General features: G+C 72.5%; 21 protein-coding genes and 1 riboswitch. Of the genes, 6 read left to right on the top strand and 15 right to left on the bottom strand.

Annotation, left to right across the window (positions count from 1 at the left end):
* Window positions 1-74: 74 nt before the first annotated feature.
* The 6 genes from H6X67_RS08690 to H6X67_RS08665 form a co-directional block, all read right to left on the bottom strand.
* The gene (locus H6X67_RS08690; protein ID WP_249368594.1) at window positions 75-3,005 is read right to left on the bottom strand and encodes a DEAD/DEAH box helicase; all 2,931 of its coding nucleotides are present in this window, start codon (window positions 3,003-3,005) and stop codon (window positions 75-77) included.
* Between the two features lie 31 nt (window positions 3,006-3,036).
* The gene (locus H6X67_RS08685) at window positions 3,037-4,023 is read right to left on the bottom strand and encodes a diacylglycerol/lipid kinase family protein (RefSeq protein ID WP_249435507.1); all 987 of its coding nucleotides are present in this window, start codon (window positions 4,021-4,023) and stop codon (window positions 3,037-3,039) included.
* 72 nt (window positions 4,024-4,095) lie between these two features.
* Window positions 4,096-4,998 carry a twin-arginine translocase subunit TatC gene (tatC, locus tag H6X67_RS08680; RefSeq protein WP_249369792.1) on the bottom strand — a complete coding sequence of 301 codons (903 nt, stop codon included), beginning with the start codon at window positions 4,996-4,998 and terminating at the stop codon, window positions 4,096-4,098.
* Window positions 4,999-5,095: 97 nt separating this feature from the next.
* The gene (gene tatA / locus H6X67_RS08675) at window positions 5,096-5,377 is read right to left on the bottom strand and encodes a twin-arginine translocase TatA/TatE family subunit (RefSeq protein WP_249369790.1); all 282 of its coding nucleotides are present in this window, start codon (window positions 5,375-5,377) and stop codon (window positions 5,096-5,098) included.
* A 152-nt stretch (window positions 5,378-5,529) separates the two neighbouring features.
* Window positions 5,530-6,534, bottom strand: a complete 1,005-nt coding sequence (locus H6X67_RS08670) for a helix-turn-helix transcriptional regulator (RefSeq protein WP_249369789.1) — start codon at window positions 6,532-6,534, stop codon at window positions 5,530-5,532.
* Window positions 6,534-7,568, bottom strand: a complete 1,035-nt coding sequence (locus H6X67_RS08665) for a helix-turn-helix transcriptional regulator (protein ID WP_311765864.1) — start codon at window positions 7,566-7,568, stop codon at window positions 6,534-6,536. Before H6X67_RS08665 ends, H6X67_RS08670 begins: the two co-directional genes overlap by 1 nt.
* A gap of 33 nt (window positions 7,569-7,601) precedes the next feature.
* Between H6X67_RS08665 and H6X67_RS08660 the strand changes: the two genes are divergently transcribed.
* From H6X67_RS08660 to hisG, 3 genes are all read left to right on the top strand, one after another.
* Window positions 7,602-8,804: a DUF3866 family protein gene (locus tag H6X67_RS08660; RefSeq protein WP_249369785.1), complete on the top strand. Its 1,203-nt coding sequence runs from the start codon at window positions 7,602-7,604 to the stop codon at window positions 8,802-8,804.
* Between the two features lie 9 nt (window positions 8,805-8,813).
* Window positions 8,814-9,077, top strand: coding sequence for a phosphoribosyl-ATP diphosphatase (locus tag H6X67_RS08655; protein WP_249369782.1), 264 nt, complete (start codon window positions 8,814-8,816; stop codon window positions 9,075-9,077).
* 67 nt (window positions 9,078-9,144) lie between these two features.
* Complete coding sequence (gene hisG, locus H6X67_RS08650; protein WP_249369962.1) at window positions 9,145-9,990, top strand: ATP phosphoribosyltransferase; 846 nt, start codon at window positions 9,145-9,147, stop codon at window positions 9,988-9,990.
* A gap of 63 nt (window positions 9,991-10,053) precedes the next feature.
* On the opposite strand, the gene H6X67_RS08645 is transcribed toward hisG, so the two are convergent.
* Window positions 10,054-11,070 carry an ABC transporter substrate-binding protein gene (locus H6X67_RS08645; RefSeq protein ID WP_249375693.1) on the bottom strand — a complete coding sequence of 339 codons (1,017 nt, stop codon included), beginning with the start codon at window positions 11,068-11,070 and terminating at the stop codon, window positions 10,054-10,056.
* 71 nt (window positions 11,071-11,141) lie between these two features.
* A complete protein-coding gene (locus H6X67_RS08640) occupies window positions 11,142-11,978 on the bottom strand; it encodes an ABC transporter permease (RefSeq protein WP_311765856.1) in 837 nt (278 codons plus the stop codon).
* A gap of 152 nt (window positions 11,979-12,130) precedes the next feature.
* Window positions 12,131-12,272, bottom strand: a riboswitch (FMN riboswitch).
* Window positions 12,273-12,364: 92 nt separating this feature from the next.
* On the opposite strand from H6X67_RS08640, the gene H6X67_RS08635 reads away from it, so the two are divergent.
* A complete protein-coding gene (locus H6X67_RS08635; protein WP_249369106.1) occupies window positions 12,365-12,697 on the top strand; it encodes a transcriptional regulator in 333 nt (110 codons plus the stop codon).
* A 400-nt stretch (window positions 12,698-13,097) separates the two neighbouring features.
* Here the strand turns inward: H6X67_RS08635 and H6X67_RS08630 are convergent, their stop codons facing one another.
* From H6X67_RS08630 to H6X67_RS08620, 3 genes are read right to left on the bottom strand one after another with little or no spacing between them, the layout of a single operon-like run.
* Window positions 13,098-14,597 carry a Fic family protein gene (locus H6X67_RS08630; protein ID WP_249369107.1) on the bottom strand — a complete coding sequence of 500 codons (1,500 nt, stop codon included), beginning with the start codon at window positions 14,595-14,597 and terminating at the stop codon, window positions 13,098-13,100.
* 3 nt (window positions 14,598-14,600) lie between these two features.
* Window positions 14,601-15,053, bottom strand: coding sequence for a type II toxin-antitoxin system PemK/MazF family toxin (locus H6X67_RS08625; RefSeq protein WP_249369108.1), 453 nt, complete (start codon window positions 15,051-15,053; stop codon window positions 14,601-14,603).
* Window positions 15,044-15,208, bottom strand: coding sequence for a hypothetical protein (locus H6X67_RS08620; RefSeq protein WP_249369109.1), 165 nt, complete (start codon window positions 15,206-15,208; stop codon window positions 15,044-15,046). Before H6X67_RS08620 ends, H6X67_RS08625 begins: the two co-directional genes overlap by 10 nt.
* A 114-nt stretch (window positions 15,209-15,322) precedes the next feature.
* On the opposite strand from H6X67_RS08620, the gene H6X67_RS08615 reads away from it, so the two are divergent.
* Both H6X67_RS08615 and H6X67_RS08610 read left to right on the top strand, forming a co-directional pair.
* Window positions 15,323-16,255, top strand: coding sequence for an SIR2 family NAD-dependent protein deacylase (locus H6X67_RS08615; protein ID WP_249369110.1), 933 nt, complete (start codon window positions 15,323-15,325; stop codon window positions 16,253-16,255).
* Window positions 16,239-17,024, top strand: coding sequence for a protein-ADP-ribose hydrolase (locus tag H6X67_RS08610; RefSeq protein WP_249369111.1), 786 nt, complete (start codon window positions 16,239-16,241; stop codon window positions 17,022-17,024). Before H6X67_RS08615 ends, H6X67_RS08610 begins: the two co-directional genes overlap by 17 nt.
* 15 nt (window positions 17,025-17,039) lie before the next feature.
* Here the strand turns inward: H6X67_RS08610 and H6X67_RS08600 are convergent, their stop codons facing one another.
* The 4 genes from H6X67_RS08600 to acpS form a co-directional block, all read right to left on the bottom strand.
* Window positions 17,040-17,615: a sugar O-acetyltransferase gene (locus H6X67_RS08600; RefSeq protein ID WP_283251364.1), complete on the bottom strand. Its 576-nt coding sequence runs from the start codon at window positions 17,613-17,615 to the stop codon at window positions 17,040-17,042.
* Between the two features lie 66 nt (window positions 17,616-17,681).
* Window positions 17,682-19,175, bottom strand: a complete 1,494-nt coding sequence (gene putP, locus H6X67_RS08595) for a sodium/proline symporter PutP (protein ID WP_249369112.1) — start codon at window positions 19,173-19,175, stop codon at window positions 17,682-17,684.
* A gap of 138 nt (window positions 19,176-19,313) precedes the next feature.
* Window positions 19,314-20,807: an NAD-dependent succinate-semialdehyde dehydrogenase gene (locus H6X67_RS08590; protein ID WP_249369113.1), complete on the bottom strand. Its 1,494-nt coding sequence runs from the start codon at window positions 20,805-20,807 to the stop codon at window positions 19,314-19,316.
* A gap of 78 nt (window positions 20,808-20,885) precedes the next feature.
* Window positions 20,886-21,419, bottom strand: a complete 534-nt coding sequence (gene acpS, locus H6X67_RS08585; RefSeq protein ID WP_249369114.1) for a holo-ACP synthase AcpS — start codon at window positions 21,417-21,419, stop codon at window positions 20,886-20,888.
* Between the last annotated feature and the right edge of the window lie 139 nt (window positions 21,420-21,558).

Raw genomic sequence — 21,558 nt, 5'->3', positions numbered from 1 at the left:
TCGCCGGCGCGGGCGCCCAGGAGCCTACCGTCCGGCGGGCCCGCGCTCGCACAGCTGCTCGCACCGCCACGGGCTCATACCGAGGACCAGGCGACCACGCCCCGGCTGATGTCCAGGACCGCCTCAGCGGCCGTGACCGACAGGTGGGCGACGCCGGCGCCCAGGGCGGCGTCCTGGGGGTCGGGAGGCAGGCTCGCGAGCTGGCCAAGCAGGTCGAGGAGCTGCTTGACCCACCGGACGAAGTCCCCGGCTGTGAGCTCGGAGTCCTCCAGCACGTGGGCCAGGCCCGCCCCCTGGGCCCAGGCCTCGACGGCCCCGGCCAGGGCCGGCTCGGCGCCCGAGGACGCCGGCAGCCGCATGAGGGACTCCAGGTCGTTGAGACGCCGCGAGACCTGCGCCTCAGCACGCAGCGCGGCACCGAGGGCCGTGCCCGGGGCCACCGGCAGCCACAGGCCCTGGGCGGCGGCCCGAGGCTCGTAGACGCAGGCGGACAGTGCCCCGGCGAGCTCCGCGGGGCCCAGGGCGTCCCACACGCCCCGGCGCAGGCACTCGGCGACGAGCAGGTCGCGCTCGGCGTAGACGCGCGAGAGCAGGCGCCCGGCGGCGGTCACGCGCAGCTCGCGCTCCGGGTGGGCGCGGTCGACGGGCTCGAGGTAGCCCAGCTCGAGCAGGACCTGGCAGACGGCGTCGAAGACCCGGGCGATCGTGCCGGTGCGCGACTCGATCCGGGCCTGGAGCCGGTCCGCCTCCGCCAGGGCCTTGGACCAGGCGCGTCCCACCCGGGCGTGCTCCTCGCGGTCGGGGCAGGCGTGGCAGGGGTGGGCGCGCATCTCGTGGCGCAGCGCCTCGAGACGCTCCTGCGCGCCGCCCGTCCCGTCGGCGTCCTCTCCCCCGCGGCTCCGGTGGCGTCTGCGATCCTCCTGCTCCAGGCTGCCCGAGCGCAGCGCCTCCACCAGCCTGCCCACCAGGCGGTCCCTCTCGCGCGGCCGGCGCGCGTCCACGCCCTCGCTCACGCGCAACGCGCCGACGCGCACCACGCCGTCGGGCACCGTGTCCGGGCTGAGGGTGAGGACGCGCGAGTCCTCCGCCAGGACGGTGAGGGCGGGCGTCCCGGTGCGGTCCTCGCCCACCGCCAGGACGACGCCGTGGCGCGAGCGGCGCCCCTTGCGGAAGACGATGACGTCGCCCCTGCGCAGGGCGGACATCTCGCGGCTGGCACCGGCCCGGCGCGAGGCGCGCTTGCGCCGGGACAGGTCCGCCTCGGCGTCGGCGATGCGCTGGCGCAGCAGGGCGTACTCGCGGAAGTCCCCCAGGTGGCAGGTCATCTGCTCCTCCAGGCCGGCGAGCGAGCGGCGCCGTCGCCGGGCCTGGGCGGCGAGCTCGACCACCCCGCGGTCGGCCTGGAACTGGGCGAAGGAGGACTCCAGGACCTCCCGGGCGCGCCGGCACGTCGAGCGCCCCAGGAGGTTGACGGCCATGTTGTAGGTGGGCCGGAAGGCGGAGACGAGCGGGTAGGTGCGCCGCGAGGCGAGGGAGGACACGAGGGAGGGGTCGACGTCGTCGGCGGCCAGGACGACGGCGTGGCCCTCGACGTCGATGCCGCGACGGCCCGCACGGCCGGTGAGCTGGGTGTACTCCCCCGGCGTGAGGGTGACGTGCGCGGAGCCGTTCCACTTGCGCAGGGACTCCAGGACCACGGTGCGCGCGGGCATGTTGATGCCCAGGGCGAGGGTCTCGGTGGCGTAGACGACTTTGACCAGGCCGGCGCTGAACAGCTCCTCGACGGTCTCCTTGAACACCGGCAGCAGGCCGGCGTGGTGAGCCGCGACGCCGCGCTCGAGGGCGTGGGCCCAGGCGTGGAAGCCGACGACGGCCAGGTCCGCCACGGGCACCTCGGCGGTGCGCCGCTCGATGACCTCGCGGATCCTGCGTGCCTCGGCCTCGGTGGTGAGGTCCACTCCCCCGGCCACCGCCTGGGAGACCGCCTGCTCGCAGCCGGCGCGCGAGAAGATGAAGACGATGGCGGGCAGGAGGCGTGCGCCCTCGAGGGCGTCGATGACGCTCAGGCGCGAGGGCGGGCGCAGGCGCGCGACGCGGGCACCGCCCTCCCCCCGGCGCGGGGCCCGGCCACCCGCCGTCCGGCCCCGCCTCCACGGCTGCTGGTGCCCGCGCGCCTGCGTGGAGGAGGAGCCCGCGGCCGCTGCGCGCCGGGCGCTGCGCACGGCCTTGAGCAGCTCGGGGTTGAGCGGGGGCAGCCCGGGGGCCGGGGCACCCTCCCGGGCAGGCTCCTGCGCAACGTCGTCGGAGCCCAGGGCCCCGGTGGGGACCGTGTACAGGTCCAGCAGCCGCCGCCCCACCATCATGTGCTGGGTCAGGGGCACCGGCCGGTGCTCGGAGACGACGACGGCGGTGGTGCCGCGCACGTGCCCCAGCCAGTCCCCCAGCTCCTCGGCGTTGGAGACTGTGGCGGACAGGGAGACGACCTGCACCTGCGGGGCGAGGTGGATGATGACCTCCTCCCACACGGGGCCGCGGAAGCGGTCCGCGAGGTAGTGCACCTCGTCCATGACGACGAAGCCGAGGCGGTCGAGGTCGCGCGAGCCCGAGTACAGCATGTTGCGCAGGACCTCGGTGGTCATGACGATGACGTCCGCGTGAGGGTTGAGGGAGGTGTCGCCGGTGAGCAGGCCGACCCGGTCCTCGCCGTAGCGGTCCGCGAGGTTGAGGTACTTCTGGTTGGACAGGGCCTTGATGGGCGTGGTGTAGAAGGTCTTGAGCCCCTTGGCCAGCCCGAGGTGGACGGCGAACTCCCCGACGACGGTCTTGCCGGCGCCGGTGGGGGCGGCCACGAGGACGCCCTCGCCGCGCTCAAGGGCCTGGCAGCCGCGGACCTGGAAGTCGTCCAGGGGGAAGTCGTACCCGGCGGAGAAGCGGGCGAGCTCCGTGCGCGCGGCGGCCTGGCGGCGGCGCGCGGCGGCGTAGCGCTCGGAGGCCGAGGGTGTCATGAGCCCCACCCTACGCGGGGCCGGAAGGCTGTCAGGCGCTGGCGTCCCCGGGGGCCGTCCCGCTCGCGTCCTCGTCGGCCGGTGCCGGCACGAGCACGCGCACGGCCGCCGCAACGGCCTCCAGGCGCAGGGGCAGTGGCGTCAGGGGCTCCCCGTCCGCCATGGGGTGCGGGGGCAGGCGCAGCCCGGGACCCTCAAGGGCCTCGATGACGACCGTGCGGGTGCGCTCGGCGTGGACCGACGGGTGGCCGAGGTGCCCACCGGTGAAGACCTTGGACAGGAGCCGCAGCAGGCCGGTGCGCGGCAGGGGGTCCAGGCGCAGGACCTCGAGCAGGCCGTCGGTGGTGCTGGCCCGGGGCGCCAGGTCCATGCCGCCGCCGATGTAGCGGGTGTTGGCCGCGGTGAGGATGAGGGCGCCGCCCTCCCAGGTGCCCGAGTCCGTCGTCACGCGGTAGCCGTAGGGGCGCAGGCGGGCCAGCTCGCCGAGGACGGCGACGGTGTAACGGGCCTCCCCGTGCGGCCACACGAGGGCGTTGGCGCGGGCGTTGACAGCGGCCTCGACGCCGGTGCCGACGGTGGCCATGCACCACTCGTGCTCGGGGGCGACGGGCGTGCCGTCGGGGCGGGTGACGTGGATGGCGTCGGCGCCGACGACGTGCCCGGCGCGCAGGGCGGTGTCGATGACGTCGAGGGAGGCCTCGACGTCCCTGGAGGGAAGGCCGTAGTGCCGGGCGACGTCGTTGCCGGTGCCGACGGCGACGATGCCCAGGGGCACGCCGGTGAGGGCGACGACGTCGAGTCCCAGGTGGACCATGCCGTCCCCGCCGACGACGACGAGGGCGTCGAGCTCGTGGTTCTCCAGCAGGGCGGTGGCGGCCTCGCGGGTGGCGTCGTAGGAGCTGGCGGTGACGACGAGGACGTCGTGGCCGCGGCGCACGAGCCCGGTGCGGGCGAGCTCGGCCGCGTGAGTGTGGCGGCCGTGCCCGGCGCTCGGGTTGGAGGCGAGGGCGATGCGCATGAGGTCTCTCAGCCGGGTCGGGAGGGTGGGGAGGGGCGGGAGCACCTGGGGCGCGGCGGGCACCGCCCCGGGTCAGGACCCGCTCGTGGCGGCCGGCAGCTGAGGGGTGCTCCCTGAGGCGGTGCCGGAGGCGGGAAGGGCCGGGGCGGCGGGCGTGTCCGCGAGGGCCGCGTCGAGCTCGGCGTCCTCCTTGGCGCGGCGCCGGGCCACGCGCTTGTCGTGGCTGATCGACATGAAGCAGGCGAGGAAGTACAGGCCGGTGATCGGCAGCGCCATGAGGATCATCGACCAGGGGTCCGGAAGGGGGTTCGCGAAGGCCATGAAGGTGAAGATCGCGAGGACGGCCCAGCGCCAGCCCTTGATCATCGTCGTGCCCTTGACCAGACCGAGGCGGTTGAGGGCCACGAGCAGCTCGGGCAGCAGGAAGGCGATGCCGAAGACGAGCAGCAGCCTCATGACGAAGCTGAGGTAGAGGGTGGCCTGGATGAAGCCGGTGCCGGAGTCGGGGATGAAGCCGGTGAGGATGGAGACCGCGTGGGGCAGGATCCAGGCGCCCAGGGCGACGCCCGAGGTGAACAGGACGAGGCCGACGACGCCGTAGACCCAGGTGTAGAGCTTCTCCTTGCGGGTCATGCCGGGGCCGACGTAGGCCCAAAACTCGTACATCCACAGGGGCGAGGAGAACAGGACGCCGAGCCAGATCGACACCTTGAGCCTCATGTCGAAGGAGGACAGGACGGTGTCGAAGTTCATCGAGATGCTGGCGCCGTTGGCGTTGGCGACCTCGATGGGACGGGTGATGAGGGAGAAGACCTCGTCGTAGACGATGTAGCCGACGACCGCCATGACGAGCACGCCCACCGCTGAGATGAACAGGCGGTTGCGCGCCTCGCGCAGGTGGTCCCCGATGGACATGATCGCCTCGGGGTTGTCCTTGCGGCTGGTCGGCTTGCCGACCTTCGGCTCCTTGGCCATGACCTGCTCCTGTCCGGGTTCACGTGGTGGTGCGCGAGTGCGGGGGCGGTGCCGTCACCGCTGACGGCACCGCCCCCGCCGTCACGCTCGACGGGGCTCAGGCCTGCGGGGTGGTGCCGTCCGTGTACTGCTGCGGAGCGGCCTGGCCGGCCTGGGTCGGCTGCGTGTAGTAGGTGCCCTGCTGCGGCTGCTGGATCTGGGCCGGCGGGGCGGGGGTCGCGGTGGTGCCGAGGTCGTCCTCGCGCAGCTCCTTGACCTCCTTCTTGAAGACCTTCATCGACTTGCCGATGGAGCCGGCGATCTCCGGGAGCTTTCCGGCTCCGAAGATGAGCAGGACGAGGACGAGGAGGACGACGATGTGGGTGGGTGAGAACTTCACAGCACTACTCCAATGTGGGGTTCGGCCCGATGAGACGAGTGAGAGTCTAACGGCACGTCGTGAAGGCGCCTGCGCACCCATGGTCCTGTTCCACCCTCGGCGTAGGCGCGTGACCACTGCCTGTGAGCGAGCCGGAGGGGGCCCACGAGTCCTCAGGACGGGTGCCCGGCACCGGCGCCCGGGGCGCAGGCGGAGCCCGTGGTGCGGGCCGGCTCTCCCTGCGCGAGGGCGAGGGCGGCCCGGGCGCGGGCGGCGGCCTCCTCGCGCAGCCAGGGCGGCCTGACGTCCAGGACGTGGCGCCCGGCACTGAGCACGAGGCCCACGAGCCACTCGCGGCTGCGTCCGCGCACGGTGGCGGTGAGCGTGCCGTCCGGGTGCTCCTCGACCTGCTCGCAGCCGGCCTGCTCCACGAGCCAGCGGCCGGCCGGCGCCAGGTGGAGCTCAGCGGTCTCCGCCTCCTGGCGGTGGGCCAGGCGCTCCAGGCCCTGGGCGCGCAGACGCCGGTGCGGGGCCGCCGCCTGGTCGGTGACCGTGGCCAGAAGGACCCGGTCGAGGCGGAAGGTGCGCTCGGCGCGCCGGCGCGTGCACCAGGCCCTGAGGGACAGGTGGGAGCCGTCGGAGACGATCTCGAAGGGGTCGACGTCGCGCTCGCTGCGCTCGTCGGTGGCCGAGGCGTACACCAGGTGCAGGCGCCGTCCCTCGGCCAGGGCGCGGGTCACAGCGGCGAGCACCGGGTCCTCGGTCTCGGCCACGGCCTGCGGGCTGGCCCCGAGCACGTGGGACAGGGCCTGCTCCGCGCGGCGCAGGGGCGCGGTGGCGCCGGGGACGGCCGACAGGAGGCGGCTGAGGACCCGCAGCGAGAGCAGGAGGGCGGTGCCCTCCTCCCGGGTGAGGGTGACGGGGCGGTCGAGGCCCAGCGGCTCGGTCAGGCGCAGGCGGCCCTCGTCGAGCAGGTCGGCGTCGAAGTCGACGAGGAGGTCCGGGGTTCCTCCCGGCAGCCCGGAGACCCACAGGGTCTCGACGTCGCGGCGCAGCTGGTCCTCGGTGACCCCGAACTGGGCGGCGGCCTGGGCCAGCGTCGCCCCGGGGTGGTCGGACACCCAGGCGGGCAGGGCCAGCAGCCGCAGGAGGCGGTCGGTGGAGGAGGGACGGGCCATCACCGCTCCTGCTCCTGGGCGAGCGCGGCGGCACCGCGCAGGTGGTCGAGGACGGCCTCGCGCAGGGTCTCGGGCTCGAGGACGACGACGGCGTCCGCCAGGGCCGCGAGGCTGCCCGCCAGGACCATGAGGTCCTCGTAGGCGACGGCGACGACGTCCCAGCCCTCGGGACCCTGGCACCGGGGCCGGGCACCGGGCTCCCGCCCGCGCCGGCGCAGGGCGTGGGCCCGTCCCGGGGCGAGGGCGAGCACGGCGGTGGCGCGCGCCCCGCCGCCGGCCTCGGGGCGCAGGTCGGGGGCGAAGGCGCCGGGCCCGCTCACCACGCTCACCTCGCCCCGCAGGCGCGCCAGGCGGAAGACGCGGTGGCCGTCATCGGGGCCTGCGGCGCTGCCGGCGCCGCAGGCGCTGTTGGTGGGTCCCGTGCCCGAGGCCGGGGTGAGGCGCGTGTCGCGGGCGTCGAGGTACCAGGCGCCCTCGCTCAGGCGCAGGCCGTGCGGCTCCACGATCCGGTGGCGCACGGTGCCCGTGCGGGCGGAGAGGTAGTCGAAGGAGACCAGGCGGCGCTCCTCGACGGCGGTGAGCAGCACGGCCGGCACGTCCTGGCCGGCCAGGTCGATGCTGAGGTCCGGCAGAACCTCGTCCCCCGTGCGGGCGGGGGCGACGGCGAGCAGCTTGGTCAGGGCGCGCCGGGCGGGCTGGGGCAGGGTGCCGTCCCGCCAGGCGAAGGCCGCCAGCTCCAGGGCGGCGACGTCGGCGGCCTCCAGGCGCAGGGGCGGCAGCACGTAGTGGTCCTCGTCCACCCGGTAGCAGGGCTCACCGGACACACTCTCCACGACGAGGGGGACGCCGATGGAGCGCAGGACGTCCTTGTCACGCTCGAACATGCGCCGGGCCCGGTCGCCGCCGTCGGGGTCGTAGCCGCAGACCCTGCTGATGACCTCGGTGGCGCTCATGCCGTGGCGGGTGTGGCGCAGGGCCAGCAGGAGGTTGACCTGCCGCTCCTCGGCCGGGACCTGGGACACGCTGCTGCTCACGCGCACAGACTAGGGCCACCGTAGGCTGTGGCCATGATGTGGCGCGACGGCGAGGTGCTCTCCCTGCGGAGCGCGTGGGGGCCGGCCGGCCGCTCCTGCGCCGAGCTGGAGGTGCGGGTGAGCGCCGCCCCCGCCGGCGCCCGGTGCCTGGGACCCGGCCAGGTCCTGCGCGCCATCGCCTACGAGCAGGTGACCGGGGTGCCCGAGCCGGGTGAGCGGGTGCGCCTGGAGGTCTCGGCCCTCGACCGCGGCCTGGGCACCGGTGGGCACGCGATGGTGACGGCCCGGCTGTCGGTGCTGGCCGCCGACGCCCCCTGCGAGGGCCACCTCGTCAAGGCCCGGTACATGCCCGACCAGGTGATGGTCGCCGGCGCCGACGAGCAGGGCGCAGCGCACCACGAGGTCCTCTCCCGGCCGGTGGGCACGCTCCACCTCGACGGGGCGCCCGTCGTCGTCGCCGACCTGCACTCGAGCCTGCCGGCGGTGCTCGCCGGCCTGCGCAGCGCTGCGGGGGGCCGCGGGGAGGACGCGCCGGGGCCCCGCACCGTGTACGTCATGACCGACGGCGGCGCCCTGCCACTGGCCTACTCGCGCACCGTCGCGCTGCTGCGCGAGGCCGGCTGGCTCGTCGGGACGGTGACGGCCGGGCAGGCGTGGGGCGGGGACCTGGAGGCCGTGAGCCTTCACAACGCGCTCCTCGCCGCCCGGCACGTGCTGCGCGCGGAGGTCGTCGTCGTCGCCCAGGGACCGGGCAACCTGGGCACCGACACGCCCTGGGGGTTCTCCGGGGTGGCCTGCGGCGACGCGGTCAACGCCGTGGCCGTGCTCGGCGGACGGCCCGTCGCCTGCCTGCGCGTGTCCGAGGCCGACGCGCGTGAGCGCCACCGGGGCGTCTCCCACCACTCGCTCACGGCCTACGGGCGCGTGGCGCTGGCCGCCGCGGACGTGGCGGTGCCGCTGCTCGAGGGCCCGCTGGGCGAGCAGGTCCTGGCGCAGGCGCGCAGGCTGTGCGCGCCGCGGGCGGTGGGGGCGCAGCACCGGCGCGTCGACGTCGCCCTCGACGGCCTCATGGAGGCCCTGACGCGCATGGAGGCGGCGACTGGCGTGCGGCTGTCGACGATGGGCCGGAGCCTGGACGCGGACCGGACGGCCTTCCTCACGGCCGCGGCGGCGGGGCGCCACGCCGCGAGCCTGCTGGCTGGGACGGGACGAGGCCATGGCGCCGGCGTGCACTAGCCTGCGGCCATGAAGAACTTCGAGGACCTGTTCGCCGAGCTCCAGCACAAGGCCACGACCCGACCGGAGGGCTCCGGCACGGTCGAGGAGCTGGACCGGGGCGTGCACTTCATTGGCAAGAAGCTGGTCGAGGAGGCCGCCGAGGCCTGGATGGCCTGCGAGCACGAGTCGGACGAGGCCGCCTGCGAGGAGCTGAGCCAGCTCCTGTACCACGCGCAGGTGATGATGGTGGCCAAGGGCTACACCCTCGAGGACGTCTACCGCTACCTCTGACCCCCCCCCGGAACGCCACCACCGCCCCTCCCCTGACCCGTACCTGACCGACCCAAGGAGCGCCCTCGTGCTGCGCATCGCCGTCCCCAACAAGGGGTCCCTGTCCGAGCCCGCCACCACCATGCTCAAGGAGGCCGGCTACCGCACACGCCGCACCGGCCGCGAGCTCGTCCTCGTCGACCAGGACAACGACGTCGAGCTGTTCTTCCTGCGCCCGCGGGACATCGCCGTCTACGTCGGCCAGGGCACCGTCCACGCCGGCATCACGGGACGCGACCTGCTGCTCGACTCCGGCGTGGAGGCGGTCGAGCACCTGCCGCTCGGCTTCGCCCGCTCCACCTTCCGCTTCGCCGCCCCGACGGGCACGATGCGCAGCCTCGACGACATCACCGGCAGGCGCGTGGCGACCTCCTACGACGTGCTCGTGCGCGACTACCTCGAGGCCCAGGGCGTCCAGGCCTCCACCGTCCACCTCGACGGCGCCGTGGAGTCCTCGGTCCAGCTCGGTGTCGCGGACCTCATCGCCGACGTGGTGGAGACGGGCACGACCCTGCGCGCCGCGGGACTGGAGGTCTTCGGTGAGCCGATCCTCGCCAGCGAGGCCGTCCTCATCACCACCGAGCGCTACCGTGAGGAGCCTGGCCTGGCCACCCTCGTGCGCCGGCTGGAGGGCGTCATGCGGGCGCGCTCCTACGTGCTCATCGACTACGACGTGCGTATGAACGACCTGCACCTGGCGACGGCGATCACGCCCGGGATCGAGTCACCGACCGTCTCGCCGCTGCAGAACCCCGACTGGGTGGCGGTGCGGGCCATGGTGCCGCGCAGGGACATGAACCGGGTGATGGACGAGCTCTACGAGGTGGGCGCGCGCGCCATCCTCGTCTCCTCGCTGCTGGCCTGCCGCCTCTGAGGCGGGTGCGCACCCGACCGGGGCCTGCCGGGGCCGGGTGCGCACGAGGCCGGCCCCGCCTGCTCAGGTGAGCGGGTCGCAGACCTCGTCCGTGGCGGGCGTGGTCTCCCCCAGCAGGCCGTGGCCGGCGAGGAAGTCGATCATCTCCCCGACGTGCTCGGGCGTGAGGGCGCCGACGACGGCGTCGGCGTCGGGCTTGACGAGGGCGGCGGTGGCGACGGCGACCTCACGGGCGTGGGCGGCCTGGGTGCCGTCGACGAGGTCGGTGACGTAGGAGCGGGTGGCCTCGACGGCGCCGTCGGGGTCGGACACGAAGAGCTCCATGCCGGCCACCGAGGCGGCCACGGCCGCGGCGAGCTCGTCGCGACGGGCCTCCAGCAGGGCCCGGGTGGTGACGAGTGAGGCGCCGACCAGCGGGACCTGCGGGGCGACGTCGATCGTGCGCACCGCCAGTCCGTTCTGGGCGAGCTGGACGGCGTCGTTGTTGGTGAAGCCGGCGATGGCGTCCACCTTGCCGCCGACCAGGGCCGCCTGCTGGGTGTAGCCGATCTCCTGGATGTCGACGTCGGACTCGCTGAGGGAGGCGGTCTCCAGGGCGAGCTGGACGGTGAACCAGGTGGACCCGTACCGGCCGGGCAGGCCGAGGCTGTGGCCCTTGAGGTCCGCCAGGGTGGTGATGCCGGAGTCCTCGGGGACGATGACGCAGCCGGGGAAGCGCTGGTAGTAGCCGCCGACGACGACGAGGTCGCTGCCGTGGGAGGCGGCCACGACGGCCTCGTCGGCGGAGGCGACGACGAGGTGCTCGGTGCCGGCGAGCAGGGCGTCGAACTGCCCCTCCTGGGCGCCGTGGTGGCGCAGGCTCACCCCCTCGGCGTACCTGCCGGCGTCGGCGGTCATGTAGAAGGGGGCGAACTGGACGTTGGGCGTGTAGGTCATGCCGATGACGAGGCCGGCGGCCGCGGAGGCGTCCTCACGCCGTGAGGCGGTCCCTGAGGAGCAGGAGGCGAGCAGGGCGGCGGGCGCGGTGGCGAGCGCCGCGGTCAGGAGCGTGCGGCGGGTGAGGAGGGGGCGCGGGGTCATGATGGTCCTTTCGGGGGCGGAGCGGAGGCTGGGTGGGTGCCGGGACGGTGGTCGGGGTGGGAGCGCTGGTCTCAGGTGGCACGGCGCCCGCGCATGGCGGAGACGACGCGGCTGCGCCGCTCGAGCTCGTGCAGGCACCAGTGGATCGACGTCGCCATGAGGCACAGCAGGACGATGGTGGAGAACAGGCCCGTGGTGTCCACGCTGTCGCGCTGGTGGGACAGGACCATGCCCAGCCCCTCGCCCCCCATGGTCATCTCGCCGACGACGGCGCCGGTGACCGACAGGGTGAAGCCGGTGCGCAGCCCGGCGAGGACCGCCGGCAGGGCCATGGGCAGCTCCATGTAGGCCAGGAGCGTGACGCCGTGGGCTCCGTCGAGACGGGCCGCGTCGATGACGTCGGTGTCCAGGCCCCTCAGGCCCAGCAGGACGGAGACGGTGATGGGGAAGAAAACCATGAAGGCGCACAGGACGACGACCGGGAACGTCCCGTAGCCGATCCACAGGACGAGCAGAGGGGCGACGGCGATCGCGGGCACGGCCTGGGAGGCGGCGACATAGGGCAGGACGGTGCGGCTGAACAGGGGCCAGCGGTACAGGGCCCAGGCCAGCGGGAGGGCGGCGACGGCGGCGAGCAGGCAGCCGAGCAGCGCCTCGCGCAGCGTCACCCCGGCGTAGGCCAGGACGCCGCCCTGGGTGACGGCGAGCCACAGGCGGCGGGCGACGTCGAGCGGGTTGGGCAGGAGGACCGCGGGCACCACCGCCGCGACGGTGACGGCCCACCACAGCACGAGCACGCCCGCGCCGAGGAGGAGGGCGGGCAGGGGGCCGGGGCGGCGAGTGGCGCGCCCAGCGGCCGAGGCGGACGCGAGGGCGTCAGGGTCGGCGTGGTGGGGGGTGCTGCCCACGGGTCCTCCCGGTGCTCCCCCGGGACGGGTGCCCCGGGCGGCTCCGGGATGACGGGCGTGCTATCGCCCGCGCGGCGCGCCCGCGTTCCCGTGGGGCCACCCGCGCACGGTGCGTGCGGCGGGCGTCCTCGACGTCGGGACGCCGATCGCGTCTCGTGCCTCCTCCCATCCGGACTCTCACCGTCGGTGCTGGAGTTCCACCAGCTCAGCCGCTCACAGCACCCCGACGGGGCGTGTGCGCGGGTCGCGGACTATGACCGCCGGCTCGGAATTTCACCGACCCCGGAGCACGTGCTCTGGCAGGAGGCTAGCTGGTGACGGTGGAGCGGGCAACTGAGCGGCGTACCCTGGGGCTCGGGACCCCGGGCGCAGGAGGTGGGCGGCGAATGAGCGATGACGTGACGGGACGGGTGCGTTTCCGCGACATCAAGCCCATTGAGGCGCCGCTGTCGCTTGACGAGCTGCAAGGGCCGTACGAGGGACTGGTTGACCTGCCCCACTCCGTGCGCTGGCAGGCCGACCGGCTCGGTGTGGATGTGTCCAATCCGGGCTGGCGGCGTATGGCGTACCAGGCGCTGCTCGCCGAGGGCACCGTCGACGAGCAGCGCCACGTGATGAACCGGGAGCGGCTTGTCGAGTCCTGGCCGGTTCTCAACATGGACCCGCGGGTGCGCAGTCTGTGGGAGGGCCGCTTCCCCCAGCTTCGGGTGGCTGTGTGAGCCGGGACCCGGAAGAGCAGCGGCGCATCACGCGTCTTGCTCTCGAGGCCGCTGGCGACGGCTCCGGTCTCGCCCTCGCCGGATCCGGAGCGATCCGTGAGCACGGGCTCATCGACCGGCCCACTGAGGATGTGGACCTGTTCACCACTGAGGGTCCCCTGCTCAGTTCGGCGCCTCGGTCAACCGGGTCATCGCCGCACTGAGCGCGGCTGGTTACACCACGGAGGTCCTCAGGCGGTACGAGATGTTCGCCCAGCTCACCATCATCGACGCGCAAGGACACCTCACCGCCATGGACCTTGGTGTGGACTGGCGGGCGCATCCGCCCATACGGCGGCTAGAGGTCGGGCCGTTGCTGGATATCGAGGACGCGGTCGGCAACAAGATTGGCGCCTTGTTCTCACGCGGTGAGACTCGTGACTACCTCGACGTGGATGCGATCCGTCGTTCCGGAACGTACAGCGACGAGGAGCTTGTGGACCTCGCGCGGAAGGCCGACGCAGGGTTCGATACGGTCTGGTTCGCCCACATTCTTGAGAAGGTGGAGCGCATTCAGACCGAAGAAGTGCGCGTGTACTCGGTAACAGCACGTGAGCTCGACGAGATCAAGGCACGCACCACAGCCTGGGCCGCGGGTATACGTGCTCGAGCCCAGCAGAACTGATGCTGACATAGCACCGTGATCTGGGTAGGGCCGGCTTCGCGGCAGGTGCCATAGGGCGCGCAGGAGGCCGTCGGTGACGCTGTCCATGAGGTCGAGGATGCCCGGGGCGCGCCAGGCGCGTCGTCCTCGGCTGATCTGGTAGCCGACGACGATGCCGGCCTCCTCGAGCCGGGCGAAGGCCCGTCTAGCGGCCTGCGCGGAGACGCCGAGCTCTCCGGCGGCCGTCGCGACGTCAAGCACGGGGCGGCTGACAAGGAGGTCTGCGAGTGCCCGGTCGGGGGTTCCTGCCCGGCCCGTGAGCCGGGTGGTCCAGCCGTCGTGGACACGGGCCAGCGCGCTGCCCGCGGTGGTGCCCAGTCGGGCGGCCTCCTGAGCGGCACGGATCGTCAGTGCGATGACGGGCACCAGGTCGGCGTCACGGTAGGCGTCGAGGGTGCGGGAGTAGCTCGGGGTGTCGGCGAGCAGGACGGCGGAGAGCGGCAAGGGCGCGTGGACTGACAGGCCTGCCTGCCGCAAGAGGATGTGGATGAGGGCCCGGCCCGTGCGGCCGTTGCCGTTGACGAACGGGTGAATGGTCTCGAACTGGGCGTGGGCGATGGCGATGCGTGTGAGAGGGGGCAGGTCGCCGCGGCGGCAGAAGGTCAGGAGGTCCTCGAGAGCGTCTGGAACCCGGGTATGTGCCGGGGGCACGAAGAGGGCTCCGACAGGAGCGAGGTCCGAGCCTCCGATCCACACCGGCTCGGTACGCAGGCGTCCCGCGATACCGGGTGCGGTGCGGGACATGAGGCAGTGGTGGATCTCCAGGAGGCGGGGAAGGTCGAGGTCAGCGGTCTGGGTGGTCGCTGCGCGCATTGCCCGGGCGTTGGCAACGACGGCGGTCGCGTTCCCGCCTGTCCCACCGAAGGCCTCCTCCTCCAAGACCTTGCGGGCGGAGGACGTCAGGCGCTCGATGCGGGAGGAGGCCGACGACTCCGAGCGAAGGAGGAGACTCGTCCATGGAAGCAGAGTCGTACCCACAGCAGCGTTGAAACGAGTGACCTCGGCGATGGCCTGAGCCTCCTGTGCCAGAAGCTCAGCGGGAACAACAGGATCGCTATGACGAATCGGAGGAACGATGGAGCTCCGGTAGGTGGTGGGCTGCGCCGCGCGCTGGCGGGCGGTGAGAGCCTGTGGATAGCGGCTGCGCCAGGGCAGGGTCTCCCAGGCGACGGCGGGCCAGTTCGGCACGACGGTCATCTGTCACCCTCTCCCTATTGCGTGACACTTACGTGCATAAGTGTAAATTGGCTGTCGGCGCATGACAGATACCGTGGCGGGCTTGGGTACTCGTCGTCCCTTCGCGATGCCTGAGCCTGACATGAGCTTGCGGACCTCATCGTTGGTCCGCCGCCACGTGGCGTGGTACGTGCGCAGTCTGTCACCCACCTCTGACACGAACGAAGCACACTGTGCTCGTCTTGTCAGCAAGGATGGGCGCCCCGGACCGCTCTCAGCACCCACGAGAACATGGTTGGACCAGCCCCGGTCCCTCGTCGTCAAGGGCACTGTGATGACGAGCGTCGTCACGACCTGGTGGTACTGCTCGTTGGACACGACGAGGACGGGCCTGCGGCCGGTCAGCTCTCTGCTGACGGATGGGTCGGGTCTCGCCCACCAGACCTCGCCTGACAGTGGACGTGGCGTCACATCCATCTGTCGGACTCCCAGTCCGCCCGCTCGGCCATGTACTCAGCGTCGGGAGGGCCGGCATCCATCTCAACGCGCAACCTGGCAAGGCGCTGCTCGCGCTCGGCGGTCTCCGTCACCTTGCGCAAGGCGGTATCCGCATCGGTCGTCGTGCCTGCCATACGATGAGCATGGCAGACAGGTACCTGGTTGTGGGGCGACGGTGCTGCACCGTATCCGTGGCGGTCCCTGCCCTGCACACGCCCTGTGAGAGGGAGCCCCGGGAGAGAAGGATCATGACGGACACCGGACTCGACCAGGCCGTCGCCGAGCTGGCACACGCCCTTGAGCAGGCCGACGCCGTCGTCGTCGGTGCGGGCTCAGGCCTGTCCACCGCAGCGGGCCTGACCTACTCGGGTGAGCGGTTCGAACGGCTCTTCGCCGACCTCATCGACAGGTACGGCCTGAGGGACATGTACTCGGCGGGCTTCATCCCCTTCCCGGCTCCCGAGGAGCAGTGGGCGTACTGGAGCCGCCACATCTGGTGCAACCGCTACGCCCCGGCGCCCAAGGACACCTACCGCACGCTGCTGGCCGTGCTCGACGGGCGCGACTTCTTCGTGCTCACCACCAACGTCGACCACCAGCTCCAGCTGGCCGGGTTCCCCAAGGACCGTCTCTTCTACACCCAGGGCGACTACGGACTGTGGCAGTGCAGCAAGCCCTGCCACCACAGGACCTACGACAACCGTGAGACCGTGCGGCAGATGATCGAGGCGCAGGGCTTCTCGATCGCCGAGGACGGCGCCCTCGTGCTGCCCGAAGGGGATCTGCTCATGACGGTTCCGCACGAGCTGGTCCCGCACTGCCCCGTGTGCGGCAGACCCATGACGATGAACCTGCGCGCGGACGACACCTTCGTCGAGGACACCGGCTGGCACGAGGCGGCGTCACGCTACCGGCAGTTCCTCCAGGCGCACGGCCAGAACACGGTGCTCTACCTAGAGCTCGGCGTGGGTGCGAACACACCGGCCATCATCAAGTACCCGTTCTGGCGCTCAACCTATGCGAATCCCCTCGCGGTCTACGCCTGCGTCAACCTGGGCGAGACCGGTGCCCCGGCGCAGATCCGGGACCGCTCCATCCTCGTCGACGCCGACATCGACCAGGTGCTCAGCGGGCTCGCGGCCGCCGTCGGAAAGGACCACCTGCATGACAGCCGACCGTAGGACAACGCTTCTGACCGAGCTGGTCCGAGCACTGTGCTTGGAGCGCGGCACCGAGCCTCCTGCAGCCACGAGCGCGGACGACCTCTGGACGGTCTTCCGCGCCCTCGTCAACACCCGGCCGCCCGCACCGGCCGACGTCGAGCGCCTCGCCATGCAGGACGAGCTGCTGCGCTCAATGATCGAGGAGGCGGGCACCGCCACGCTCGCAGACGCCCAGGCAAGCCCCCATGACGACCGCCTGCTGCTGTGGCGCGGAGACATCACCACCCTCGCCGTCGACGCCGTCGTCAATGCCGCCAACAGCCAGATGCTCGGCTGCTGGGCACCGGGGCACCACTGCATCGACAACGCCATCCACACCTTCGCCGGCACACAGCTGCGCCTGGAGTGCGCCCGACTCATGCGGGCGCAGGGCCACGAGGAGCCGACGGGCACGGCCAAGATCACATCCGCCTACAACCTGCCGAGCAGGCACGTGATCCACACAGTCGGCCCCATCGCCAATGGGCACCCCACCGACCTCCACCGCAGGCAGCTGGCCTCCTGCTACACCAGCTGCCTCGACCTCGCCGCCGCCAAGGGGCTGCGGTCCATCGCCTTCTGCGGCATCAGCACGGGCGTGTTCGGTTTTCCGCAGGACGAGGCCGCTCCCATCGCCGTCGAGACCGTGCGCACGTGGCTCGGCGCTCACGAGACGGGTATCAGGGTGGTCTTCAACGTGTTCTCGGCGGATGACGAGCGGGTCTACCGGGGTCTCCTGGGACTGTAGGCCCGCGCCTGGTGCTCAGCCCAGCTGCTTGATGACCCGCGCGGGGACTCCGGCCACCACGCAGTTGTCGGGCACGTCCTTGGTGACGACGGCGCCCGCGGCCACGACCACGTTGCTGCCGATGGCCACGCCCCCGGTGATGACGCAGTTGCCGCCGATCCACACGTCGTCGCCTACCGTAATGGGCTCGGAGACCGCGAGCCGCTCACGCCTGCCCTGCGCCTTGAGCGGGTGGCCCGTCGTGGCGATGAGCGTGCCGGGGCCGACCATGCAGTAGTCCCCGAAGGTCACGGGTGCGCCGTCGAGGATGGTCACGTTGAAGTTCGCCGTGAAGCGCCTGCCCACGCGGATGTTCTGGCCGTTGTCACAATGGAACCCGGGCTGGATGTCGAGCTCGTCGCCCGCCTGGCCGAGGAGCTCACGCGCAGCGGCCTCACGTGCGGCCGCGTCCAGGGGGTCGATGGCGTTGAGCCTCGCGCAGCGCTGGGACGCGGTGTCCTTCAACCGGGCCAGCGCCGGGTCGTCGTAGCGGTACGGCAGGCCCGCCTCTAGCTTCTCCATCTCGGTCATCTGGGCGTCGTGCTCAGGCATGCTGTCCCTCCTGGATCTTGCTCGCTGTCATTCTTCCCCACTTCTGCCTGCCCCGTGCCGGTGCGGTCAGTACTCCAGTGACGCGGTGCCATTGGCGACGGCGACGGCCTCGTCGAACTCGGCCCCGACCTGCGGGTCAACCGTGCCCGCACGGGAGACGGTCAGGGCGACGAGGAGGTTGGCGACGAATCCGGGCAGGATCTCGTAGAGGTCGAAGACACCCCCGTCGAGGTTGCCCCACACCATGACGACGACCGCACCCGTCACCATGCCGGCCAGGGCCCCGGTGGGCGTCAGCCGCCTCCAGTACAGGGACAGCAGCACGGTGGGACCGAAGGAGGCCCCGAAGCCCGCCCAGGCGAAGGCCACGAGGGCGAGGATCGTGTCGTTGGGGGTCCAGGCCATCGCGGCGGCGACGACGGCGACGAGCAGCACCGAGAAGCGCGAGTACATCACCAGCCGGCGCTGGGAGACCTCCCGGTGGGTCACCTGGAGGTAGAGGTCCTCGATGAGGGCCGAGGAGGTGACGAGCAGCTGGCTGGCGACCGTCGACATGATGGCGGCCAGGATGGCGGCGAGCATGAAGCCCGCGACGAAGGGGTGGAAGAGCAGCTGGCCGAGGCTGATGAACACGGTCTCCGGGTTGGCCAGCGCCCCGCCGTCGCGCTGGTAGACGGCCACGCCGATGACGGCCGTGCCGGCGGCGCCGGCGCAGGCGAAGAGCATCCAGCCGATGCCGACCATGCGCCCAGCCCTGGCCTCCTGGGGTGAGCGCATGGCCATGAAGCGCACGATGATGTGCGGCTGGCCGAAGTAGCCCAGCCCCCAGGCGAGCGCCGAGACGATGCCGATGAGGGAGGTGGAGGGGCCGACGACGGCCCAGTAGGCGGGGTCGACGGCGGCGACGGCGTCGAGCGTGGCCCCCACTCCCCCGAGGTGGATGACGCCCGCGACCGGCACGGCCAGCAGCGCCGCGACCATCATGAGCCCCTGGACGAGGTCCGTGTAGGACACGGCGAGGAAGCCTCCTACGAGGGTGTAGACCACCGTGATCCCGGCGACGAGGGTGAGTCCGAGGCGGTAGTCCATGCCGAAGGAGGACTCGAAGAAGGTGCCGCCGGAGACCATGCCGCTGGAGACGTAGAAGGTGAAGAACACGAGGATGATGAGGCCGCTGGCCCAGCGCAGCAGGTGGCGGGGGTCGTGCAGGCGGTTGTCGAGGAAGGACGGCACGGTGATGGAGTTGCTGGCCACCTCCGTGTAGGTGCGCAGGCGCGGGGCCACGTACCTCCAGTTGAGCCAGGCCCCGATGGTGAGCCCGACGGCGATCCACCCCTCGACGACGCCGGTGAGGTAGAGCGCCCCGGGCAGCCCCATGAGCAGCCAACCGGACATGTCGGAGGCGCCGGCGGACAGCGCGGTGACGACGGGGCCGAGCCCGCGCCCGGCGAGCATGTAGTCGTCGAGGTCGTCGTTGCGCCCGTAGGCCCACCACCCGATGGCGAGCATCGCGACGAAGTAGATGATCATCGCGATGGCCTGGAACGTCGTGTCCGTCATGGGACCTCCTGCGGGAACTCGGGGAGCGCCAAGGATATGCCGACATCGCGCCGCTGCCCGAGCCCGGGCCCGCTGGTCCGGCACGTGGACGGGTCAGTCGCCGTCGGCCACCAGGCCCTGCCCACGTGCCGGGGCGGGTCAGGGCAGGAAGTCGGGAGCGGGCACGCCGACGTAGACGGTCTCGAGGTAGTCCTCGATGCCCTCCTTGCCGCCCTCACGGCCCATGCCGGACTGCTTGACACCGCCGAAGGGCGCCGCGGCGTTGGAGATCGTCGCGGAGTTGACGCCGATCATGCCGAACTCCAGGCGCTCGGCCAGCCGCATGACGCGGGCCATGTCGGTGGTGTGGACGTAGGCGCTCAGGCCCACGGAGTCGTCGTTGGCCAGGGCGATGACCTCCTCCTCGGTCGAGAAGGGCACGATGGGGGCGATGGGGCCGAAGATCTCCTCGCGGATGATGTCGGTGCGCGGGTCGACGTCGACCAGGATCGTCGGGGGGTAGAAGAAGCCGGGCCCCTCGGGCACCCGGCCGCCGGTGAGCGCCCGGGCGCCGGAGGCCAGCGCCCCGTCCACCATGGCGGCGATGGCGTCGCGCTGACGGGCCGAGACGAGCGGGCCGATGTCCACGCCCTCCTCGGTACCGTCGCCGACGCGCTGGGCGGCCAGGGCCTCGGCCAGGCGGCGGCCGAAGTCCTCGCTGACGGACTCGTGGACGAGGAAGTGGTCGGAGGCGTTGCAGGCCTGGCCCATGTTGCGCATCTTCGTCACGAGGGCGGCCTCGACGGCGGCGTCGAGGTCCGCGTCCTCGAAGACGATGAAGGGGGCGTTGCCGCCCAGCTCCATGGAGGTGCGCAGGACGTTGTCGGCCGCCTCCTTGAGCAGCGCCCGGCCCACGGGGGTCGAGCCGGTGAAGGACACCTTGCGCAGACGCGGGTCCTGGATGAGCGGTCCGGTGATCTCGCGGTTGCGCTCGGAGGGCAGGACGGACAGGACCCCGGCGGGCAGCCCGGCCTCGGACATGATCCGGGCGAAGAGCAGGGAGGTGAGCGGGGTGTCCTTCGAGGGCTTGAGGATGGCGACGTTGCCGGCGGCGAGCGCGGGACCGGCCTTGCGGGTGGCCATGGCCAGGGGGAAGTTCCACGGGGTGATGAGCAGGCAGGGGCCGACGGGCCGGCGCACGACGACGGCCTGGAGGTGGCCCTCGGGGAGGCGGAAGTAGTCGCCGCGCACGCGCACGGCCTCCTCGGCGAACCAGCGCAGGAACTCGGCGCCGTAGGTGACCTCGCCGTCGGCCTGCGCCAGCGGCTTGCCCATCTCCAGGGTCATGAGCAGGGCCAGGTCCTTGCGGTAGGTGGTGGTGGCGAGCTCGAAGGCGCGGCGCAGGATGTCGGCGCGCTCGCGCGGGGAGGTGAACTGCCAGGTCCTCTGGGCGGCCACGGCCTGGTCCATGGCGGTGGCCGCGTCCTGGGGGGTGGCGCTGGCCACCGTGGTGAGGACCTCCCCCGTGGCGGGGTTGAGGACGTCGAAGCGCTCACCGGAGGAGGACTCGGTGAACTCGCCGTTGAGGAAGATCCCGGTGGGGACGCGGCTGAGGAGGTCGGTGACCGCGTCCTGGGTGGTCGTGTGGTCCATGTGTGGCCTCTCCTGTGACGTCCCGCCCGGCTCGGGCCCGTGGCGCGCCGGCACCCGTGTCGACGCCGCGCGACGAGCCTACCGGCCGCCGCCCCCACCGGCGACAGGAACAGCGGCGGCCCGCGTGCACAGGACGATGGCGGCGGCCCAGTCGCCGTCGTGGGTCAGGGACACCGGCCAGCGGCCAGCTGTGGCCGTCCCCCGGCCCAGTCCCTCCTCGACGGCGGCCGCCACCTCGCCCGTCAGCCGCAGCTCCGGGCGGCCCCAGCGGTCGCCGATGACCTCGATCTGGCGCCAGTCGAGGCGCTCGGGGGCCAGGGCCGGGGGCACCGCCCGCTCCGCCAGCGCGTTGGCGGCCTGGGACCAGGCCTTGACGAGCGACTCCTTGGCCGCCCACCTGGCGGCCAGGTGCTCCGCCTGAAGGGAGCCGGTGGCGTCCGAGCGTCGACGCGCCTCACGCAGCTCGCGGGCGGTGAAGGCCCGCTCGGCGAAGACCGTGCCGGGGATCGTCAGCTGGTGGGCGAAGGCGGGCACGTGCACCAGGTCGGTGCCGACGCCCAGCACGCACGAGTCCGGCGGCACGGGTGCCTCGGGCAGGCGGGGATCACTCATGGTGCCTCCTCACGACGCGGTTGCCACGCACATGACTAGCACGGCGTGCGCGCGCACGCCACACGCGTGGGGCGGGGCCCGGACCGAGTCGATCCTCGGTCCGGGCCCCGCCCCGGTGCGCTCACGGCGCGGCTCAGCG

Origin of the sequence: Actinomyces sp. AC-20-1 (genome assembly GCF_023369555.1) — a bacterium.
GTDB lineage: Bacteria > Actinomycetota > Actinomycetes > Actinomycetales > Actinomycetaceae > Actinomyces.
This window is presented reverse-complemented; position numbering and strand designations above follow the sequence as displayed.

Bases quoted from the DNA above. Each gene is read 5' to 3' on its own strand.
- H6X67_RS08690 (WP_249368594.1), bottom strand. From the start codon at position 3,005: ATGACACCCTCGGCCTCCGAGCGCTACGCCGCCGCGCGCCGCCGCCAG.
- H6X67_RS08685 (WP_249435507.1), bottom strand. From the start codon at position 4,023: ATGCGCATCGCCCTCGCCTCCAACCCGAGCGCCGGGCACGGCCGCCAC.
- tatC (WP_249369792.1), bottom strand. From the start codon at position 4,998: ATGGCCAAGGAGCCGAAGGTCGGCAAGCCGACCAGCCGCAAGGACAAC.
- H6X67_RS08670 (WP_249369789.1), bottom strand. From the start codon at position 6,534: ATGGCCCGTCCCTCCTCCACCGACCGCCTCCTGCGGCTGCTGGCCCTG.
- H6X67_RS08660 (WP_249369785.1), top strand. From the start codon at position 7,602: ATGATGTGGCGCGACGGCGAGGTGCTCTCCCTGCGGAGCGCGTGGGGG.
- H6X67_RS08655 (WP_249369782.1), top strand. From the start codon at position 8,814: ATGAAGAACTTCGAGGACCTGTTCGCCGAGCTCCAGCACAAGGCCACG.
- H6X67_RS08645 (WP_249375693.1), bottom strand. From the start codon at position 11,070: ATGACCCCGCGCCCCCTCCTCACCCGCCGCACGCTCCTGACCGCGGCG.
- H6X67_RS08635 (WP_249369106.1), top strand. From the start codon at position 12,365: ATGAGCGATGACGTGACGGGACGGGTGCGTTTCCGCGACATCAAGCCC.
- H6X67_RS08630 (WP_249369107.1), bottom strand. From the start codon at position 14,597: ATGACCGTCGTGCCGAACTGGCCCGCCGTCGCCTGGGAGACCCTGCCC.
- H6X67_RS08625 (WP_249369108.1), bottom strand. From the start codon at position 15,053: ATGGATGTGACGCCACGTCCACTGTCAGGCGAGGTCTGGTGGGCGAGA.
- H6X67_RS08620 (WP_249369109.1), bottom strand. From the start codon at position 15,208: ATGGCAGGCACGACGACCGATGCGGATACCGCCTTGCGCAAGGTGACG.
- H6X67_RS08615 (WP_249369110.1), top strand. From the start codon at position 15,323: ATGACGGACACCGGACTCGACCAGGCCGTCGCCGAGCTGGCACACGCC.
- H6X67_RS08610 (WP_249369111.1), top strand. From the start codon at position 16,239: ATGACAGCCGACCGTAGGACAACGCTTCTGACCGAGCTGGTCCGAGCA.
- H6X67_RS08600 (WP_283251364.1), bottom strand. From the start codon at position 17,615: ATGCCTGAGCACGACGCCCAGATGACCGAGATGGAGAAGCTAGAGGCG.
- putP (WP_249369112.1), bottom strand. From the start codon at position 19,175: ATGACGGACACGACGTTCCAGGCCATCGCGATGATCATCTACTTCGTC.
- H6X67_RS08590 (WP_249369113.1), bottom strand. From the start codon at position 20,807: ATGGACCACACGACCACCCAGGACGCGGTCACCGACCTCCTCAGCCGC.
- acpS (WP_249369114.1), bottom strand. From the start codon at position 21,419: ATGAGTGATCCCCGCCTGCCCGAGGCACCCGTGCCGCCGGACTCGTGC.